We start from the raw sequence: 20,693 nt of genomic DNA on the forward strand, positions 1-20,693 counted from the left end.
GTAATACAATCGACGTCCCTTTGGCGAGGCGATGATTTAGATTTGAAAGTTCAGTTCGGGGGCTTCGCTGTCCTTGCCATCTTCGCTGCCTCGGACCCGCAGTTGCGGTTTCTCGAGGACGACAGTCGTGCCCGGTGAAACGCTCCGCGTGATCCAAACGCTCGACCCGATCACGGAATCACGGCCGACCACGGTCCGGCCACCGAGGATGGTCGCGTTGGCGTAAACGACCACGTTGTCTTCGATGGTCGGATGGCGTTTTTGCCCGCGGATCAATTGTCCGTCGGCATCGGTGGGGAAGCTCAACGCACCGAGCGTCACGCCCTGGTACAGTTTGACGTGCTGGCCGATTTCGCAGGTCTCCCCGATCACGACACCGGTCCCGTGATCGATGAAGAAGTAATTGCCGATCGTTGCACCGGGGTGGATATCGATCCCGGTTTGCTGGTGCGCCCACTCGGTCATCATTCGCGGGATGAAGGGCACGTCGAGTTGCACGAGTTCGTGAGCGATTCGGTAAACCGTGATCGCTTCGAAGCCCGGGTAGCAGAACACGATTTCGTCGGTCGTTTGGCAGGCCGGGTCGCCGGCGAACGCGGCCTCGACGTCAGTGGCGAGCGTTTGACGCAGCTTGACGATGCGTTTGAGCAGTTCGATCGTCATCGCTTGCCCCTTGGCTTCGAAGTCGATCTCGTCGACGCAGTCGTCGTGTTGTTGTTTAACACGATGCTCGTGACGAAGGGCGCGGCCGATCTGCACGGTGAGTTGATCGTGCAACGAGTCGATCAATCCGCCGACGTGATAGCGGATGTTGCCTGCGTGAAGATTGGTGTTCCGTCGATAGCCGGGATAGAGAATGTCCTTGAGGTCCAGCAGAATCCGGACCACGGCTTCGTAACTCGGCAGCGGACAGTGGCCGAGATGGTTGATCGAATCGTCCGCGGTGTACGTCGCGACGATCTGTTCAGTCAATTCGGGCAGTGATTCCTTGAGTCGGAAATCGGACGCCATCGCGACTCACCTCAATTAACAACGTTCGGGGAAAAGGTTTCAGCTCACGGTTGGGCGGTTTGAGCTGCCCGCCACGGCACGCCGTGATAGCAGTCTCATTCTACGCCAGGAGCACACCCGGCGAGGTGTGCTCCAAATGGGACCATCTAGGCGAGGCTTGCGTTCGGCAAGCTCACGGGCCGATCGATGGCGGGTTGGCCATCAAGAAATCGCGTGGTCCACGGTGTGTGTAATACGGGTAGGCCACCTGAGCGGTGGGGGCACCCGGTGTGAACGGTTGGCTGGCAACCGCCGCTCCGGCTTGGTGACCCAGAATTCCTGGGTTCAGGTTGGAACTGTAGTCCAAACCGCCTTGTTGCCAACCCAAAGGTCCGGCTTCGCACCCGGTGGCACGACCGCAACCGGTGTGACAACCAGCGATCCGGCCACGTGTCTTGCTGAGCAAACCGCCACAGCGGGCGTTGCTCGATCCGCAATCGCCGTTACCGCAATTGCATGAGACACATTCGCCCGTGTTGCATGTACCCGTGCCGCATGTGCCCGTGCTGCAAGTGCCACAGGACACGGCTTGGTTGTTTGAGCAGCTCGCGCATCCGCCGCGAGTATTGTGGTGGAGACATCCGGTGCTCAGGGCCAACATGCCCATCAATGATCCGATTAAAAGCCAACGATTCATTTCGAATCCCTCTACCTAGCGGTCCAGTTTAATGAAGTGACGCGATTCACCCATCGCGGTTCGGCGTCAATAACGGTTTCGGCTCAATCCACCGCTGCGATACACACAATCGCCCCAAGCAGAACCGAACGCATCAACCCACCCCCGCACAAATTACCTAGCCCTCCAAGTGGCCCGCGGTGGATCGAAAAATGGCGTGATTTGCGTTACGATCCGTAGAAAGAAACGCCGTCGCGATCGCCTCGAAAGCCTCCACGCCGCGGACACTTCTTCATTTTGTTGGCCGGATTCAGAGACAAAACGATGAGCGAAGCGGACGTACACAGCATCGAATCGCTCGAGGATCTGCACCGGGCGGTCGTCCACCTGAGCGAAAAATTGATGCTCCAGGGCTACCAACTGCGGTCGATCGTCACCAACGCGGAACGTCATTTCTCGCAGGAGTGTCCGAGTTATTGGCGGGGCCAACTGCGGCGGGCGGAGCAGCACTTGAGCGAAGCCCTTGACCGTCTCAGCCGCAAGCAGTCGACGCTGCGTTCGGGGGACGCCGTTCCAGCGACGGAAGAGAAAAAGCAGGTCGCGCGGTGGAAAGCACGCGTCCGATTGTGCCACGAGCGGATCGATCGGGCCCGGTCCGTCGCGGTGGAAATGGAACAGAACTGCGACAAGATGAAAGGGCCGATCGCGGATTTGATGGAGCTCGCCGAAGTCACGTTGCCACAAGCCTCTCGCCGTTTGTCGAGCCTGATCGAACGATTGCAGGCCTACCAGAACAACCTCCCGCCGGGCCAGTAGCCGGAGTCGGGGTCTGTTCCGCAACAGTTGTGGGCAGATCCGGTATACTTCGCAAGAGTCGTCCGGGTGGGGCGGATGACGTCTATTAAATCGTGAGAATTCTGCATGAGCACCGTGAACGCCGTTTCTGATTCCCTCGCATCGAATACTGTGACGAACGGGGAGTCGAGAGCCCAGCGTTGGTTGCGGGTGATTGATGATGTCGCCGAAAAATTTGGGGATGCGACGAATCCGATTCTGGTCAAAGAGACCCGGCAAGCGCTCAAGAGTCGGCAGTTCGTGGTGACGTTTTCAGTATTGTTGGTCGCCGCGTTTGCCTGGACAGTCGCCGGCAGTTTGTCGTTGATGCCGTTGATCTACACCACGCCGTCGGCTCCGCGGATGTTGATCGGCTATTACCTCGTGCTCGCCTTCCCGATGTTGTTGGTCGTTCCGTTGGCGGCGTACCGTTCACTCGAAGCCGAAATTGATGATGGCACGTTGGAATTGCTGTCGATCACGGCGCTGAGCCCGTGGCAGATCGTGCTGGGGAAACTCGCCAGTGCGTCGTTGCAGATGATGTTGTATCTCGTGGCCCTTTTTCCCTGCGTCGCGTACGCTTACACGCTCCGCGGAGTCGACTTGCCAACCCTCGGTTTGATGATGGCGGTGTTGATCACGGCGGCCCTGGCGTTGACCGTAGTCGCCCTCTCGTTCGCGCCGCTGGCCCGCGGCCGCACCGGTCGGATCAGTACGCTGTTGGTCGTGTTGATGGTGTTGTTGCTCGCCGAGTATCTCGTCGGCAGCGGCGTGGTCTACACGATCCTGTATGGCAACCCACTGACGATCGGTTGGACCGTTTTTCTGTTGGTGACGTCGATCTTGCTGACGATTTCGGTCAGTCACCTTTTGCTGACGACGACGGCGGCGCAGCTCACTCCGGAGAGCGAAAATCGCAGTAGCGGGATCCGGTGGTCGATTCTGGCATTGACGATCTTGGTCTTTGCCTTCAACGCGTTTGCGATCGAATGGGTGCGTGAAGATCGCGAACAAGTGTTGATCGTTTTCTTTCCTTCGATGTTGTTCTTGGCCGGTCTGTGGACGTTTGCCGGTGCGATGATGGCAGCGGAATCACCCGCCGTCACACCGCGCATCCAACGCGAGTTGCCGGGCAATTTTCTCAGCCGGATGTTGCTGGTGTTCTTTACGCCCGGGCCCGCCACGGGGCTGGTTTTCGCGTGTTTGGGTGTGTTGCTCGTGATGACGGGACTGCTCGTCGGTGTCGAGCGGATTCAGGATCTCGGCAGTGTGCTGCGACCGCGGGAGTTCACGATTTTGCGAAACGTGATCGTGACGTACTCAAGCTATCTGATCGTTTTCTTGCTACTCGTTCGTGGCATCGTGGCTCTCGTGCGGATCAACAATCATCCGCGTGTGGAAGTCGGGTTGGCGGCGTTGATCGCGATCGCGGTTTTGGCGGCGTTGATCCCGTATTCGATCGGGCTGCATTACAACGACTATCGCGCTTACAACTATTCCGGTTGGCAGATCACCAATTGGGTCTGGACACTCGGCGCGACGTTGGACAATCAGCCACCGGCTTGGATCCTGGAAACCGCGATTGCGGCGATGTTGATCGCCACTTTGTTTGCGATCGCAACGGTTGGCCGACGGGCGTTGGCGATCCGAACGGCAACCCCCGAAGCGGTCTTGGCGGCCCAACGGAAAGCCTAACGCATCCCGAAGGACGTCAATTGTTTTAGTGCCTTTTTTAGCGGAACGGCGCAAGCCGTCCGGTCCCGAGTCACCGGACGGCTCGCGCCGTTCCGCTACATTTGAAATCCTTCAGTAATACAATCGACGTCCCACGGGAATTAGCCACAAACCTTGGGGTCAAGAAATGGGGTTTGTCCCATTGCCCAATCCGATCGTCGCTCTCCGTTCGATCCGTAGGCCGTGATCAGCCACCGTCTTTTCAAATGGATGTGGTTAATCTCGCTTGGAAACGGTTCGCAACGGCAACCGGCCCTACGGGAGCGGGCCGTGATCGGATAAGATTCGCGGCATGAACGCACCCGAATCCGAGCAGCCTGTTCCCGACCGTGACGCACTCGCTGGCGAGTATTTTGAAACGCTGCCGTATGAGCCCTATCCGGTTCAGGAGGAAGCGTTGCTGGCCTATTTTACGGGCGACCCGGAAACGACCGGTGGTCACGGCGTGCTCGTTTGCGCCCCGACGGGGACCGGGAAAACGTTGATCGCCGAAGCGGCCGTTTACGAAGCGTTGCGGGCTGGAACGCGGATGTACTACACGACCCCGTTGATCGCGCTGACGGACCAGAAACTCGATGAACTGCGTGAGTCCGCCGTTCGGTGGGGCTTTTCGGCCGATCAAGTCGGTTTGGTGACCGGGAACCGGACGGTGAACCCGGATGCCCCGGTGTTGGTCGTTGTCGCTGAAATTCTGCTCAACCGGTTGCTCAATCCGGAACAGTTCTCATTTGACGATGTGTCCTGCGTCGTGATGGATGAATTCCACTCGTTCAACGACTACGAGCGCGGAATTGTGTGGGAGTTGACGCTCGGGTTGTTGCCCAAGCACGTGCGGTTGCTGCTTCTCAGTGCAACGGTTGGTAACTCGCTGGAGTTCACCGGGTGGCTGCGTCGGGCGCACGGCAAGAGTCTGCAACTCGTCCAGGGCACCGAACGCAAGGTGCCGTTGCAATACGAGTGGGTGGAGGACGAGTTACTCAATGATTTCGCCGAAAAGATCGCGGCGGGTGATACGGTTGCGCGTCGCACACCGGCGCTGATGTTTTGTTTTTCGCGATCACAGTGCTGGACGACGGCCGAGATGCTCAAGGGCAAATCGCTGATCGACAAGTCACGGCAGAAGGAACTCGCGGATATCTTGAACGCGGCGGATTTCTCGACGGGAGTTGGTCCGAAACTCAAGCAGATTTTGATGCGGGGCGTGGGCGTTCACCATGCCGGCGTGTTGCCCCGCTATCGACGGATCGTCGAAGAGTTGTTCCAGCAAAAATTGCTCAGCATCTGCGTGTGCACCGAAACGCTCGCCGCCGGGATCAACTTGCCCGCCCGCAGCGTCGTGTTGCCGTGTTTGCTAAAAGGGCCGAAAGAGAAACGCAAGCTCGTCGAGTCGGCGTCGGCGCACCAGATTTTTGGGCGTGCCGGGCGTCCGCAGTTTGACGACCGCGGGTATGTGTTCGCGCTCGCTCACGAAGACGACGTGAAGCTGCATCGCTGGCGGGAAAAGTTCGATCAGATTCCCGAGGACACGAAAGACCCGGGGCTGATGAAAGCCAGGAAGCAGCTCAAGAAAAAGATGCCCAAACGGCGTGCGGGCGAAACGTATTGGACGCAGGCCCAGTTCGAGCAGCTGCAAACCGCCAAATCAGCTGATTTGGTTTCGCGAGGACGGTTGCCGTGGCGGTTGCTCGCGTATTTGATACTCAAGGACAGTTCGATCGAACCGATTCGGGATCTTGTGGGGCGCCGATTGATGCACTCATCGGGAATCGAAGCGGCGCAGAAAGATCTCAACCGGATGTTGATCACGCTGCACAATTCCGACGCCATCGTGCTCGATCCGCCGCCGCGAGCATTGAAGGAAAAACCAAAGACGCCGGCGAAACCGCAAACGCCTGGTGAGATGGTGCGGGCAATCGAGGCCCAAGCGGCTGCGCCGCCGGCGACCGGGGGTTTGTTCGGTGAGATACTCGACAACATGCGCGGCGAAGAAGCGACGACAAAGAAAGTCGATGAGGAAGAAGACGAGGTCGTTGATGAAGCCGCGGCGATCAAGCAACGCGGCTACGAACTCGAAGACTACAAACCGATGACCGCGACGCCGCGAAATCGTTTGCAGCGCATCGTACAGCTCAAGAGCATCAACCCGTTGTTCGGCGTGTTCATTGCCGACTTGCTCGCCACGGCCGATGACAATGAACGCATCGCGGTTCTCGAAAGTGTTCTCGATGTGCCCGGAACGGTCGCTCGGTTCACGCGGATGCCTCGAATCGAGGACATGCCGCCCGGCACGCTCGCGACGACGTACCTCGATCCGCTGTTGCTACAACGTGGACTCGCGACGCCTGAAGAACTCGGCGGTGCCAAGGAAGAAGAGGAAGAAGAGGTTCGCGACAAAGGATTCGGACGCGTGATGTTCGAAGAACCTCGTGTTTGGCCGCTCACGATCGGTGAGAAGTTGCTGCGATTGTTCCGTGACGACTATCCCCGCGTTGATGACGTTCGCGTGCGTCCGGTTTGGATCGTGGGTGAGTTGATGGAGTTCGGTGGCGATTTTGATAAGTACGTGGTCACGCGAAAACTGCAGAAAGAAGAAGGTATTCTGTTCCGACATTGTTTGCGAATGATCCTTTTGCTCGATGAGATGGCAAACATCCCACCAGAAAACACAACCGTCGAAACGTGGGAAGATTGGCTCGACAATTTGGCCGATCGGTTGACCGAAACGTGTCGCAATATCGACCCGCAAAGTACCGACGAGATCTTGCAGAGCACGGGAGCCGAGGCGGAGGATTTGTTGATCGAACGTGGGCGTCGCAATGGCTGAGATGATCTACCTCGACCATCACGCGACGACGCCGTGCGATCCAAGAGTGGTCGACGCGATGCTGCCGTGGTTCACCGAACGATTCGCAAACCCGCACAGCGATTCGCACGCGGCGGGACGCGAAGCGGCGGACGCGATCGCCGGATCGATTCAAACCATCGCCGAAACGATCCACGCACCTGCCAGTGCGTTGTTGATCACTTCGGGAGCGACCGAGAGCATTAACCTCGCGATGCGAGGTGTGATGACGCATCCGCGGAACCGTCGCAATCACATGGTGGTTTGCACGACCGAGCATCCCGCGGTGCTCGACGTGGCGGCGGACCTGCAACGCTCCGGCGTCGAAGTGTCCTACGTTCGCGTACACCCGCAATCGTCAGGCGACGCGTCACCGCCGGGAACGATTGATCTCGACGCGCTCGCAGAAGCGATCACCGATCAAACGGCTCTCGTTAACGTGATGTTGGCTAACAATGAAATGGGAGCGATCCATCCGATCGTGGAGGTTGCCCGGATCACTCACGAAGCGGGCGCTCTGTTGCACTGCGACGCCACGCAAGCGGTCGGGAGGATGCCGGTGGATGTCGGTGCGATGGGCATCGATTTGTTGAGCGCGTCGGCGCACAAGTTTTACGGACCCAAGGGGATCGGTTTGCTCGTCGCGGGAGGTTGCGAGCGGCGAGTCCGGCTGCGTCCGCAGATCGTCGGCGGAGGCCAGCAACAGGGGCTGCGCAGCGGAACGATGAACCCGGCGGGCGTGATCGCGATGGCCACGGCGATCGGTCTTGGTGTCGACGATGGGCCACGCATCGCGGCGTTGCGGGATCGATTATGGCAAACGTTGCGAGCTGAGGTTGACGGCATTGAACTCAATGGGCCGACACTTTCGGATGCCTCCGTTCGATTAGCCGGGAATTTGAATTTTCGGCTGCGAAGCGTCGAGGGCGAAACGTGGATGGCGGCGACTCCTGACGTCGCGTTTAGTAGCGGTTCGGCGTGCAGTAGTGCCAACCCGTCGGCCAGTCACGTGTTGCTCGCCATGGGGCTCAGCGAATCGGAAGCCCGACGCAGCGTCCGGTTCGGCGTCGGACGCTTCACGACTGAGTCCGACATTGATCAAGCGTGTGAGCGTTTGATCGCGGCTTACCGCCGGTTTTGAAGTTCACTCCGCCGCCAGGATGCCGTCGGGGAAATAGAATTTCAGGGCCGATTCGAACCCATAAAGGTTGTTCGGCATCCGAGCGATTCGCGGTATGTGCATGGAGAGGCAATGCAGTTCGCCTTGCAAGTCTCGCATGCTGGACATGTTAATCGTCTCGACGTGATGTCCGGGTAATAGCTCGCGGTAGGTTTGCAGAGCGTCTCGGATCAGCGTCGGCGGGTCGGTTTCGATAACGGGGACAAGCACCAGATCATTGGCAAGAATCGCGTTGGTGTAGGCGCTCCATGCGTTGCCATTGCGCGTCGGGATGGCAATGCGCTGGACGTCGAGAGGGCGTCCCGCGACCCGGACGTTTTGCAGTCGTTCGACATTGCGATCAAGAATTGCCGCATTCTCAGGGTCGGTCGCTGGATCAACGCTCGCGACCAGCAGCGTGTCCGGGGTCAAGAAGGTTGTGAACATGTCCACGTGCCGAGTTTCTTCATTGGCGAGTGGTTCGAGAACAACGAGTTGTTGGAGGTTGCAGGCGTCTGCGATCGCTTCGGCAACGATGTGGCGACGATCGTATTCGACGTCCTGGCCCAGCATTACCTCTGGGAATTCGATGTGGTTGTCGTCGAAGATGCGATTAGTCGTCAGCGCCAGTCCACGCCCGTTGGGCATCAGGTTGCCGCCCTGAATCGTCCAATGCACCGGAACGCTTTCGACGCCCGATTGAGCGGCCCAGTCGGTAGGCAGCCGGTCGTCGAGGGGGCGTTCACCCAGGTAGAAGAAGTCGAGGATCCTGCTCGCGTTTCGAGTCTGTACAAAGATCGGACCGAAGTCGCGGACCCAAACGGTGTCGGTCGGCATCGGACAAAAATAAACGTCGGGTAACTCCCTTCCAATTTCGGCGAGCCACAGCGTCGTTTCGCGGATGGCGACCGAGTCGGCGCATAATAGCACCAGCGGACAATGCCCGGCGGTCTTGATCGCGATCTCCTGCAAGATCGGGCGATGTTGGGGATGCCAATCGCTGATGCTGAGCAATAACGCGTTGGTCGCCTCAAACTCAGCCGTCAACCGAGGCCATGATGAATTCGCATGACGGATCACGTTTGCCCCGCCAAAGCTATCGCGCGTCATCCGCACGAGTGATTGGGTGGGGCCGGACCGCGGTTGCTGCGCGAGCGTTCGGGATTGATTCCCAAGCCCGATTAAGAGCACCGCCAAGATGGTGTGCCGAACCAAAGTCGACCGCATTTGAACGCCTAGCCAAGACAAAGTGGAATCCTCAAAGACCGCATGACAGCCGAACGCGCGAGTTCGCCGAAGGGGCGATCAACGCAAGTGAGAAGACGTTCGCGAGACCAGTGTACTCGAATTTGGCAAATTCGAAATCGAAAATGTGATAAGACAAGCAAGGTACGTCGTCTGATCGGTGCCAGGGAGGCGAACCCGCGTTTGAGCCGCTGCTTGGTTGTTCATCGGTATTGAGAAAGACGAACGATGAAACGCAAAAAGACTAGGACCCTGTGAGGGGACCTAGCCTTTTTGCGTTAGTTCTTGGACGGCCGAGCGGTGTTTGAATCGCTGGCCGGTATTAGAATCGCGGGTGGGCGATTGGTTTAGCGGACGCCGGGGTTGGCGTCGTCGACCGCACGTGCCATGACTTCGATGGCCGCGTCGGTGTATCGCTCGTACTCGTTGAAGAAGTGATTCATCGCGGCTTCATCGGCGAAGAAGAACATTCTTTGGTGAATCGGGTCACGCATGCCGAAGCGGCGTTTGCCTGGAACGATTTGGCGTTCTTCGAAGAAACGCACGACGTCGATCTCGTTGAGCACTGGTGTGTATGGCATCGGATCGGCGAGGAACCGTTCCATCTTTTCAGACGAGCTGAACAGATACAGTTTGCCGAGGTGGACGACGCCGAACTTCGGATTGCCTTCCACCCATTTGTCTTCGTCGATGACGGTGACGGCACAGTAACCTTCCATCGCGAGCTTAGGCGACGGTTGGGCTGCGGCCGGTTTGCTTTGTTTGGGTTCTGCGGTCACGCCGAGCTGTCCGGTAGCGGGCGATTCCATTTGAGAGCTTGGCTCAGCCAATTGTCCGGGCATTCCGAGCGTCATCCCGTCGGTGCGGGCACCGGCGAGTCGAGCGGTCGCTCCGCCGGGCAGTGGCATGCCAGCGTGTGGGTTGTTGGTTGGTGCAGGAGCCTGGGCTTGTCCGCTCCCGGGAACTTGCTGCATCGCGTAACTGCCGGCCGCGTTGACGGGCAATTGTTGGCTCGGGGCAGGGGTCGTGGGTGCCGAGGCGAGTTGCGTTTGTGCTTGACCGGGATGCGTGCCAGGATTCGGCGTCGCAGCGGGGTTGGGTGCCGACTGCGTCGCGATCATTTGGTTGCCCGCTTGGGCGAGCATCGCGATGTATCGATTTGGATCTTGTGGGCTGACCGAGTGGGCGAGCGTTTTGCCTGCCGGTGTGACGACGACGTCCGTGGGGAACTTCGTCACGTTGAACATTTTGGCCAATTCAGGCGACTTGCCGGCGTGAATTTTGACCGGAACGAATCCGCCCGCGACCGCTGCGGCGACTTCTTGCGACTGGAACGCGCCCGCTTCCAAGCGATCGCACCAGATACAGTTGTCACTGTAGAAGTGTAGTAGGAGGGCTTTGTTCTGGGCTTTTGCCTCGGCGTGAGCCGTCGTCAATTCACCCCGCCACGGGATTTCTGCGGCAGCTTGTCCCAGGGACAAAGTGTTGCTCGCGACGAACACGCTCACCATGAGCACGGAGTGAGTCTTGATTTGTCGTAGCCATGCGAGTCGCATTGGACAAAGTCCTTCTTGTCTGTATGCAAAATTGCTGCGTCCCCACACGATCGTGGGGGCCGTCATTGGGAGAATCGGCTGTACCGATTGAACGGCTTGAGCGGAACTTACCTGATTTTCCGATTTCGCCGCCAGAGCTTTGTCATTGACAATGCCTGGAGGCCGGTCGATACTCCGACCAACGATACTTGGTGTCGTGACGGTCAAGCTGGATCGTCACGAGAACAGGGAACTTCGGTGTGATTCCGAGACGGCCCGGCCGCTGTATCCGACGCCACGATTTGCTGTGTTTTTGACGAAAATCGGCTTGTTTACCGAGTCTGAGTGAAAACCACGGCGGGTCTAATACCCATACCTTTTCTTGGCCATTGCCGCTTTTCGCATCCGCCCTCCTCGCCGCACGGCGTCGGGCGAATTGGCGATTTCCGGTGAGAAGGCGAGGTTTGCGGGAAGCGTCGGGAGTCAGAAGACCTACCAGTTATCGGGCGTCAAACGCACGATTTGGCGGCAGGGTAACTTGCCGGCGGCCGTGTGGGTCTTCTTGGGCGAGACCAGCGTCAGGAACCTGCTTCGTTTCCTTTTTGAGCGAATGTTGTCTTGGTCGGCTCGCGCTGTCGCGGCTTTTCCAGGACGAGCGTTGCTCTGCGTGTATCGATCACTGATGCCATTGAACCCCTCGCCAAATAACCGCGGATCGGCACGTCGGGCGTTCCCGATCCAGCCGCAGTGTGGCGTAATACGGGAGATTGCCGGGCACGTGTCCGATCGCGGATTGGGCTTTCTATCGTTTGGGAAAACATCGCGGGGAAGCCGCCGTCGTGGTTTTACGCTGATCGAGTTGCTCGTCGTGATCGCGATCATTGGCGTGTTGGTCGGATTGCTGTTGCCCGCCGTGCAAGCGGCTCGCGAGGCGATGCGGCGTGCGTCCTGTCAAAACAATCTGCATCAGGTCGCCCTGGGGCTGCACAACTACCACTCCGCATTCAACACGTTTCCGCCGGGGGCGATTGAGGTTCGACCCGAAGTCGCGGGCGGGAAACAGTTCGCTTGGTCGGCTTTTATTTTGCCATACATGGAACAAGCGGCTTTGGCTGAGCGGATCGACTACAACCGTCCGTTTGACGATCCGCTCAACGCCGACGCCGCTCGAGAAGTCGTCCCTGCCTACGTGTGTCCGAGCACGCCGCGGTCGGAACCTCGCACGAACGACATGGGCGTGACGGACTACGGCGGGATCTTTGGCGAGCGGATCGTGAGCACAAACAACCCGCCCCGCGGCATGATGATCCACGATCGGGCTCTCGGTTTTCGTGACATGCTCGACGGCAGTTCTCACACGATCATGGCCGCCGAAGACGCCAACTTTCCCGACGGGCAATGGATCAACGGACGCAATTTGTTTGATCAAGCGTTCCCGATCAATAAGGCGCCCGCCTTTGAAAACGACATGCGCAGTTTTCATCCGGGCGGCGTGATGGTTCTGATCGGCGATGGAGCGACACGGTTCCTTGTAGAACAAATCGACATGGAGGTCTTGGCCGCGTACTGCACCCGAAACGGACACGAACAGGTAACAGGCTTCTAACGGTTTAAACCAGACTCAAGATTTGAGTCGTTGCACAAGACAGCATTCGAGATAGCCACTCGCTATCTGACATTCCACCATGACGAAATCAACATTGAATACGAAACGCATCTCTCGCCGAAACGTCGCCCGCCGCACAAGTCCTCGATTGCAACGACAGTTACTGGTGCAATCGCTCGAAGACCGCCGATTGCTCGCGGCGGGACCCTACGCTCCCGCGGCAGGACAAGAGGGGTCGACCGCGATCAGCGTGGATGATCCCGCGATCGTGGGATGGGCGTCGGCCGTTGCTGACTACTCGCCCGGATCGAATGTGGATGCGGTGTGGACCGACACGAGCAACGCGCTCGGTGCTGCTGAGGGTGAGTTTGACAAGATCGTGTCTCTCGGCCGTGGCGGATCGTTGACGTTGACATTCGACACGCCGATTCGGGATGGCCTTGGTGCCGACTTTGCCGTCTTTGAAAACGCGATCAACGACACATTCTTGGAACTCGGGTTTGTCGAAGTTTCATCGGATGGAATCAACTTTTTCCGCTTCGCAAGCGATTCGTTGACGCCATCGGCTGTGGCGGCCTACGGCGAAGTCGACGCGACGCAGGTCAACAATTTGGCAGGGAAGTACCGCGGCGGTTTTGGGACCCCATTTGATCTCGAAGAACTTCGCGGCACCGAAGGATTGGATGTCACCGCGGTGACCCATGTGCGATTGGTCGACATCGTTGGTGACGGTTTGACGACCGATGCGACGGGGGATCCGATTTACGACCCGACTCCGACGATCGGTTCGGCCGGATTGGATGTCGATGGCGTCGGGGTGATCCATCAAGTCGAGAGTGGCGAAGTCGTGATCGATTTCGAAACGCTCGGCGACGGGCTTGGTTCGGCAACGTTTGATAATGGAGCAAGCGGCAGCGGCGGGTTCACCGAACAAGAAATCTCGCTCAATAACAACTACAGCACTCAGTATCAGAGTTGGTCGGGATGGTCGATTTCGCAATCGACTGACGCGACGACAGCCGGGTACACGAACCAGTTCGGCAATGTCACCGGTGGCGGATATGACGGCTCTGAAACGTTTGCCGTTGGATTCTTTGATTCGTCACCTTCTGATGCACTGCCGCCTCCGACGATCACGCTCGATCCGGCGAGCGGTTCGCGTTTCGATTCGTTCTACGTAACCAATACCACGTATGCGGCGTTGTCGATGCTCAACGGTGATTCGTTCGCGGGTAAGTTTGGTGGTGACAATGGAGATGACCCTGACTTCCTACGGTTGACGGTCACGGGGCTCGATGCCCTAGGTAACTCCGTTGGTGAAATCACGGTGATGTTGGGCGATTACCGTTTCGAAGACAACTCGCAAGACACGATTCTTGATAGCTGGACCTTTGTTGATGTTTCGACGTTGTCCGCCGCGCGGTCGCTGCAGTTTTCGATGGATTCGAGTGACAACAGCCCCTATGGCATGAACACGCCCGCGTTCTTTGCCGTTGACAACGTAACGCTGAGACGGGCGGCAGTTCCATTTGACCTCGCCACCGCGGAGACTCCCGAAAACGAGAGCGTCGTGGCACGGGTTTCTCGGCCGACCGCGGACTCGACCGTTGCGTTGGACGTGACGCTCGAGCGGACTGGTACCGACCGAGTGAGCTTGCCCACAACGGTCACCATTCCGGTGGGGGCACCGTACGTGGAATTCAACGTGATTCCGGTCAACGATGAAATACCAACGCCCGATCGCACGTTGGAGATCACTGCGTCGGCGGAAAACCTGCTGCCGACGACACGGTCACTGCTGATCCAAGAGGATGAAACGCTCTCGATCGCGTTCAATAAGTCGACTGTTGAAACCGTCGAAGGGTCTGGGACGGGCGCCGTGTCGCTCACGTTGACGCGGAACGACGCCGATGTCAGTGAGGCACTCGATGTCACGCTCACACACGATGCCACAGACCTGCTCAGTGTTCCGTCGACGGTTCGGTTCGAAGCGTCGCAGCGTGAAATGACGATTCTGATCGACGTGCTCGACGATGATGTGTTCGGTAGCGGGCAGACCATCGTGGTCAGCGCCTCTGCGGAAGCTCGTGAAACCGCACAGGTGACGATCGTGGTCGGTGAAGACGATTTGCCGACGTTGCTAATGAGTCCGGCTTCGATTCAGTTGAGTGAGAATTCACCCGAAACGACCCGCACGGTGACGCTGTCACGGAATTCCGCCAACACGACTCAGCCCATCACGGTCGCGTTGTCGCTGCCTGATGGCGGACCGTTGGTGGTTCCCAATGAGGTTGTGATTGAGGCGGGAAAATCATCGGCCACATTCACGGTGGGCGTAATTGACGATGCGTTTGACAATGCTTTGGCGACGTACCGGATAGGAGCCGGAAATGTAAATTTCGTTTCGGCAGTATTAAGCGTTGAAGTCGCTGATAACGACACCGCCGGTTTGCAGATCGAATTGCGTGATCTCGCGGGTGATCTGATCACTGAAATTTTAGAAGCGACCTCGTTCACGGCGATCGTGCGACGCACCGCCAGTTCTCTCAATGTGGCTCAGGAGGTGGCTCTGTCGACCAATCTGGGTGAGCGAGTCAGTGGGGTTGGGACGGTGATGATTCCGTCGGGATCCGACTCCGCCGAGGTAACGTTGCGGGTCAACAGTGATGGCTTGGTCGGAAACGCGGTCGCATTGACGATCACCGCGTCGGCGACGGGCGTCACCCCAGCGACCGCGAGCTTGAGCGTCACCGAGACGGATTCGCCGAGCTTGACGATCACGGGACCAGAGGGCGGTTTATCTGAAGCCGATGCGATCGCGATCGGCGATTTCGAATTGCTCGGTCGTGAGATCATCGCGGGCGAATTTGATAACAACGCGGGACCGTCTGGTGCCTTCGTGACGGGGCCGTTTGAGCTGCGTAATTCGTTTGATAACTCGTTCGGTTTTGATTTTTGGTCCGGGTTTGCTGTCAGTCGCGGCGCCGATGTAACCACGCCGGGATACTTCAACCAGTATTCTGCCGTGACTGGCATCGGGGCGGATGGCTCGTCGACCTATGCGGTCGCCTACGCCGGTTCGCCCGCGACGATCGCCCGCGTGAGTGACCGCCCGTTTGCTTCGTTGGACATCACCAATACCACCTACGCAGCCCTGTCGATGCGGGATGGGGACAGCTTTGCCAAGAAGTTTGGCGGTGAGTCGGGTGACGATCCCGACTTCTTGTTGCTGACGATTGACGGTTTGGATGCGGACGGAAATTCGATCGGCACGGTCGACGTGTATCTCGCCGATTATCGGTTCGAAAACAACGAACTCGACTACATCCTGACGGATTGGACGAGCGTCGATGTCAGTGCGATTGGGGACGCGGCGGTGTTGTCGATGAGCCTGTCGTCATCGGACAACGGTTCCTTCGGCATGAACACACCCGCCTACTTTGCCGTCGATAATCTGATGCTCGCGCCGGAAGCCGAATCGCTGCCGACGATCACGATCACCCGCAACACGATCGACACGACGGAAGCTCTGCCAGTTTGGCTTACCGATGATCGCGCCGATTTGATACTTCCCGATATGGTGGAGATTCCGGCGGGACAGTCCAGCGTTGAGGTGCCCGTGACGTGGCGTGATAACTCACTCGCTGATGGCGACGGTGTCTGGCACGTCGATGCGGCGGCGGACGGATTTATCGATGCGACGACCGAGATTGTGCTGCTCGATGATGACGACGCCGAGTTGACTGTGACTCTGTCCGATGAGTCGGTGTACGAATCCGATGGCGTCCAAACGGTTGGTTTTGAAGACATCGGTGGTAATTTGGATCCACAGTCGTTCAACAACGGCGCCGATGGTCAGGGCGGGTTCACCGCGGGCTCGCTGAGTTTTCCAACCGCTTATGAGCCGACCTATGGAAGTTGGAGCGGATGGGCGGCGTCGAACATGACCGACGTGACGACGGCCGGATACACCAATCAATTTTCCGCCTATGCGAACTTGGACGCCTCGGAACCGGGTGGAGGGGCGGGCGGGACTCAGACGTTTGCGGTTGCCGGTGGCTACGGTGCCTCGCCGTTGACGATTTCACTGCCTGATGATTTCACGGGTGGTTCGTTTGAATCGATTGCGATCACGAACACGACGTATGCGGCGTTGTCGATGCTGCAAGGTGATTTCTTCGCGAAACAGTTCGGCGGTGAGAGCGGCGATGATCCCGATTTTTTCTTGCTGACGATCGAAGGTCTTGATGATGCGGGGCAATCCGCCGGAACGATCGAGTTCTATCTTGCCGACTATCGGTTTGAAGACAATTCGCTCGATTACGTCGTCGACGAATGGACGACCGTGGACCTGACTTCGCTCTCCGGTGCATCGAGTTTGCAGTTCACGATGTCGTCGTCGGACGTCGGCAGTTTCGGGATGAACACTCCAGCGTATTTCGCGATCGACGACCTCGTGATCGATCGAGCAACCGTTGCAGAACCTTCGATGGTGATTCACCGCAACAGCGGCGATGTCAGCGAAGAGCTGACTGTGACACTGAGTTCGGATGTGCCGTCGCGAGTCGCCACTCCACAGTCCGTTGTCATCCCTGCCGGTGTCGATAGCATTCGGGTTCCTCTTTCGTTGATCGACGACGCGGTTTACAAGGGTAATCAGACCGTACAGATTACCGCGAGTGCGGAAGGCTTTGTCGGCATGACGAAGTCGCTCACGCTGCTCGAAGATGAGCTGCCGAGTCTGACGGTTACCGGTCCCGACGATGGTTTTTCTGAATCGGATGCGGTTGCCATTGGTGACTTTGAGTTGCTCGGTCGGGAACTGACGGTCGGCGAATTTGACAACAACGCGGGGCCGACGGGTGCCTTCGTGACCGGGCCGTTTGAACTGCAAAATTCTTTTGATAACTCGTTCGGTTTTGATTTTTGGTCGGGGTTTGCAGTTAGTCGTGGGGCCGATGTAACCACGCCGGGATACTTCAACCAGTATTCTGCCGTGACTGGCATCGGGGCGGATGGCTCGTCGACCTATGCGGTCGCTTACGCCGGTTCGCCCGCGACGATCGCCCGTGTGAGTGACCGCCCGTTTGCTTCGTTGGACATTACCAATACCACCTACGCAGCCCTGTCGATGCGGGATGGGGACAGCTTTGCCAAGAAGTTTGGCGGTGAGTCGGGTGACGATCCCGACTTCTTGTTGTTGACGATTGACGGTTTGGATGCGGGCGGAAACTCGATCGGCACGGTCGACGTGTACCTCGCCGATTATCGGTTCGAAAACAACGAACTCGATTACATCCTGACGGACTGGACGAGCGTCGATGTCAGTGCGATTGGCGACGCGGCGGTGTTGTCGATGAGCCTGTCGTCATCGGACAACGGTTCCTTCGGTATGAACACACCCGCGTACTTTGCCGTCGACAATCTGATGCTCGCGCCGGAAACCGAGTCGCTACCGACGATCACGATCACCCGCAACACGCTCGATACGACGGAAGCTCTTCCGGTTTGGCTTACCGATGATCGCGCTGATTTGATCCTTCCCGATAGGGTGGAGATTCCGGCGGGACAGTCCAGCGTGGAGGTGCCGGTGACGTGGCGCGATAATTCAATCGCGGATGGCGACGGTGTCTGGCACGTCGATGCGTCAGCGGTCGGGTTCATCGATGCGACGGCCGAGATCGCGCTGCTCGATGATGACGACGCCGAGTTGACCGTCACGCTATCAAGTGAATTGGTGAACGAATCCGATGGCGTGCAAACGGTAGGGTTTGAAGACATCGGTGGCGATTTGGATCCACAGTCGTTCAACAATGGCGCCGACGGCCAGGGCGGGTTCACCGCGGGCTCGTTGAGTTTCCCAACCGCATATGAGCCGACCTTTGGAAGTTGGAGCGGATGGGCGGCGTCGAACATGACCGACGTGGTGACCGCCGGTTTCACCAACCAGTTTTCCGCGTATGCGAACCCAGACGCTTCGGAACCGGGCGGAGGGGCGGACGGGTCTCAGACGTTTGCGGTTGCCGGTGGCTACGGTGCCTCGCCGTTGACAATTTCGCTGCCCGAAGATTTCACGGGTGGGTCGTTTGAATCGATTGCGATCACAAACACGACGTATGCGGCGTTGTCGATGCTGCAAGGCGATTTCTTCGCCAAGCAATTTGGCGGTGAGAGCGGCGATGATCCCGATTTCTTCTTGCTGACGATCGAAGGTTTCGACGACGCGGGGGAATCCGCCGGAACGATCGAGTTCTATCTTGCCGACTATCGGTTTGAAGACAATTCGCTCGATCACGTCGTCAACGAATGGACCACCGTGGATTTGACTTCGCTCTCCGGTGCATCGAGTTTGCAGTTCACGATGTCGTCGTCGGACGTCGGCAGTTTCGGGATGAACACTCCAGCGTATTTCGCGATCGACGACCTCGTGATCGATCGAGCAACCGTTGCGGAACCTTCGATGGTGATTCACCGCAACAGCGGCGATGTCAGCGAAGAGCTGACTGTGACACTGAGTTCGAATGTGCCGTCGCGAGTCGCCACTCCGCAGTCCGTTGTCATTCCTGCCGGTGTCGATAGCATTCGGGTTCCGCTTTCGTTGATCGACGACGCGGTTTACGAGGGAGATCAGACCGTGCAGATAATCGCGAGTGCCGAAGGCTTTGTTGGCACGACGAAGTCGCTCACGCTGCTCGAAGATGACCTGCCGTCTGAGTTGACGTTGGGACGCGTTGGCGACACGAATCAATTGTTCGGGGCGTCGTCCGATCCCGTATTTGCCGAGTACGCCGACGATGCTGATATTGATCTCATCCTGAGTAACGGCCCACAGCAATTCACTTTGGAAGCAGTCGTGGCGGCGTCAGTCAACGTGGCGTTGTCCGGCGGGAGCGACACGGCGTGGGTGAACAGCAAATCGTTTAATCGCATCGATGGCGGATCGGGCATCGACACTGCGATCTTATCGCCCACCGATCTCGCCGAAGGTGAGTCCGTTGACGTCGCGACTTGGTTGAGCGAACGAGTGGTTGGTTTTGAGAATGTGGTCCTCGGATCCTCAACGATGGATGGCGATTCGCCGTCACTGCAGTTCGACCTCGATGCGGTGAAGTTGGCGGAGTTGCTCGGCGGTTCCGTTCCATCGATCGTGACCGCGGCGGGCCAGTCTTTGAATTGGATCGGCGAATGGCGGATCGGCACCCCGATGATCGAGAACGGAGTATTGACCGCACGCGTGATCGGTGAAGGCATCGAAGTCATCGTCGCGACCGATCTTCCATGGCGGAACGTGGTGCTTAACGCAGACGTCAACGCCAGTGGTGATGTCACGGCGGTAGACGCGCTCGCAATTATCAATCGTTTGAATGCGGATGATTCCTTCGACTTGCCGCTGCCGGAGACATCCGCTGAATTCGTAGGCATTTACTATGACGTGTCTGGTGACGGAATCGTCACGTCGCTCGACGCGTTGCAGGTCATCAATTGGCTCAATGTGCACGATGGAGGTGCCGCGTCGGCTGAACCGACGCCAAGCGACCTCACCGCCGCGCCGCAATCGATGGCGATCGCCGCGACGACGGCCGGAGTGATGGGCTCAACTCCTGTATCGACGGCTACCACATCGCTGGTCGCGGTAGACGGAGGTGTCGTAACAGGCTCAAGCAGTCCAATTGAGGCTCCGCCGACGACCCAATCAGCTTTGCCGGTCGAAATCTTGGGTGTAGATGACTCGGCCTCTGCGGCAAATCGTATCGATCCCGCCGTAGCTGACATCGCATTGAGTGATCTCGAATTGTTATCAACGGCATTCTCCTTACAATCGGAGATCCAGCGATGAGCCGATTGAATCAACCGCTATTGCCTCCACGCTCGCCGTGCATTGGAATTTGCAAGGTTAACGAGCAACAGATCTGCAGCGGTTGCCATCGCACGCTCTCTGAAATTGGACGTTGGTCGATTGCATCGACGGACGAAAAACGTTCCATTTTGAATGACGTGCAACGAAGACGCTTTGAATCCGTTTTTCCTGCTTCGGGCGGGCAAGACGCTACGTAACACAGTCCCGATTCCTT

11 protein-coding genes and 1 riboswitch are annotated in these 20,693 nt (G+C 58.1%); of the genes, 7 read left to right on the forward strand and 4 right to left on the reverse strand.

All coding sequences use genetic code 11. From position 1 onward, the window contains the following. Positions 1-36: 36 nt before the first annotated feature. Together NB063_RS02835 and NB063_RS02840 are read right to left on the reverse strand one after the other, a co-directional pair. The gene (locus NB063_RS02835) at positions 37-1,011 is read right to left on the reverse strand and encodes a serine O-acetyltransferase (protein ID WP_250927227.1); all 975 of its coding nucleotides are present in this window, start codon (positions 1,009-1,011) and stop codon (positions 37-39) included. Positions 1,012-1,183: 172 nt separating this feature from the next. Continuing rightward, entirely contained in the window at positions 1,184-1,687 is a 504-nt protein-coding gene (locus tag NB063_RS02840; RefSeq protein ID WP_250927228.1) for a hypothetical protein, read from the reverse strand. A gap of 303 nt (positions 1,688-1,990) precedes the next feature. Between NB063_RS02840 and NB063_RS02845 the strand changes: the two genes are divergently transcribed. The 4 genes from NB063_RS02845 (at position 1,991) to NB063_RS02860 (ending at position 8,217) form a co-directional block, all read left to right on the forward strand. Then, entirely contained in the window at positions 1,991-2,482 is a 492-nt protein-coding gene (locus NB063_RS02845; RefSeq protein ID WP_250927229.1) for a hypothetical protein, read from the forward strand. Between the two features lie 105 nt (positions 2,483-2,587). Then, entirely contained in the window at positions 2,588-4,195 is a 1,608-nt protein-coding gene (locus NB063_RS02850; protein WP_250927230.1) for an ABC transporter permease, read from the forward strand. Between the two features lie 331 nt (positions 4,196-4,526). Then, entirely contained in the window at positions 4,527-7,058 is a 2,532-nt protein-coding gene (locus NB063_RS02855) for a DEAD/DEAH box helicase (RefSeq protein WP_250927231.1), read from the forward strand. Next, positions 7,051-8,217, forward strand: coding sequence for a cysteine desulfurase family protein (locus NB063_RS02860; protein ID WP_250927232.1), 1,167 nt, complete (start codon positions 7,051-7,053; stop codon positions 8,215-8,217). The genes NB063_RS02855 and NB063_RS02860 overlap by 8 nt, the downstream gene beginning before the upstream one ends. 3 nt (positions 8,218-8,220) lie before the next feature. Here NB063_RS02860 and NB063_RS02865 read toward each other — a convergent pair whose 3' ends face one another. Continuing rightward, positions 8,221-9,462, reverse strand: coding sequence for an agmatine deiminase family protein (locus NB063_RS02865; protein WP_250927233.1), 1,242 nt, complete (start codon positions 9,460-9,462; stop codon positions 8,221-8,223). Between the two features lie 365 nt (positions 9,463-9,827). Further along, a complete protein-coding gene (locus NB063_RS02870; RefSeq protein ID WP_250927234.1) occupies positions 9,828-11,036 on the reverse strand; it encodes a DUF255 domain-containing protein in 1,209 nt (402 codons plus the stop codon). Positions 11,037-11,208: 172 nt separating this feature from the next. Continuing rightward, a riboswitch (cobalamin riboswitch) is annotated at positions 11,209-11,529 on the forward strand. A 168-nt stretch (positions 11,530-11,697) separates the two neighbouring features. On the opposite strand from NB063_RS02870, the gene NB063_RS02875 reads away from it, so the two are divergent. The 3 genes from NB063_RS02875 to NB063_RS02885 all read left to right on the forward strand — a co-directional run bounded on the left by NB063_RS02875 (position 11,698) and on the right by NB063_RS02885 (position 20,676). Beyond that, on the forward strand, positions 11,698-12,621 hold the full coding sequence (locus tag NB063_RS02875) for a DUF1559 domain-containing protein (RefSeq protein ID WP_250927235.1): 924 nt from the start codon (positions 11,698-11,700) through the stop codon (positions 12,619-12,621). Between the two features lie 79 nt (positions 12,622-12,700). Then, on the forward strand, positions 12,701-20,458 hold the full coding sequence (locus NB063_RS02880) for a DUF4465 domain-containing protein (RefSeq protein ID WP_250927236.1): 7,758 nt from the start codon (positions 12,701-12,703) through the stop codon (positions 20,456-20,458). Then, the gene (locus tag NB063_RS02885; RefSeq protein WP_250927237.1) at positions 20,455-20,676 is read left to right on the forward strand and encodes a DUF1289 domain-containing protein; all 222 of its coding nucleotides are present in this window, start codon (positions 20,455-20,457) and stop codon (positions 20,674-20,676) included. The genes NB063_RS02880 and NB063_RS02885 overlap by 4 nt, the downstream gene beginning before the upstream one ends. The last annotated feature ends 17 nt before the right edge of the window (positions 20,677-20,693 follow it).

Source organism: Aporhodopirellula aestuarii, from assembly GCF_023701485.1.
Classification (GTDB): domain Bacteria; phylum Planctomycetota; class Planctomycetia; order Pirellulales; family Pirellulaceae; genus Rhodopirellula; species Rhodopirellula aestuarii.

Coding starts and splice junctions, on each gene's coding strand:
- NB063_RS02835 (WP_250927227.1), bottom strand. CDS start 1,011: ATGGCGTCCGATTTCCGACTCAAGGAATCACTGCCCGAATTGACTGAA.
- NB063_RS02840 (WP_250927228.1), bottom strand. CDS start 1,687: ATGAATCGTTGGCTTTTAATCGGATCATTGATGGGCATGTTGGCCCTG.
- NB063_RS02845 (WP_250927229.1), top strand. CDS start 1,991: ATGAGCGAAGCGGACGTACACAGCATCGAATCGCTCGAGGATCTGCAC.
- NB063_RS02850 (WP_250927230.1), top strand. CDS start 2,588: ATGAGCACCGTGAACGCCGTTTCTGATTCCCTCGCATCGAATACTGTG.
- NB063_RS02855 (WP_250927231.1), top strand. CDS start 4,527: ATGAACGCACCCGAATCCGAGCAGCCTGTTCCCGACCGTGACGCACTC.
- NB063_RS02860 (WP_250927232.1), top strand. CDS start 7,051: ATGGCTGAGATGATCTACCTCGACCATCACGCGACGACGCCGTGCGAT.
- NB063_RS02865 (WP_250927233.1), bottom strand. CDS start 9,462: ATGCGGTCGACTTTGGTTCGGCACACCATCTTGGCGGTGCTCTTAATC.
- NB063_RS02870 (WP_250927234.1), bottom strand. CDS start 11,036: ATGCGACTCGCATGGCTACGACAAATCAAGACTCACTCCGTGCTCATG.
- NB063_RS02875 (WP_250927235.1), top strand. CDS start 11,698: ATGCCATTGAACCCCTCGCCAAATAACCGCGGATCGGCACGTCGGGCG.
- NB063_RS02880 (WP_250927236.1), top strand. CDS start 12,701: ATGACGAAATCAACATTGAATACGAAACGCATCTCTCGCCGAAACGTC.
- NB063_RS02885 (WP_250927237.1), top strand. CDS start 20,455: ATGAGCCGATTGAATCAACCGCTATTGCCTCCACGCTCGCCGTGCATT.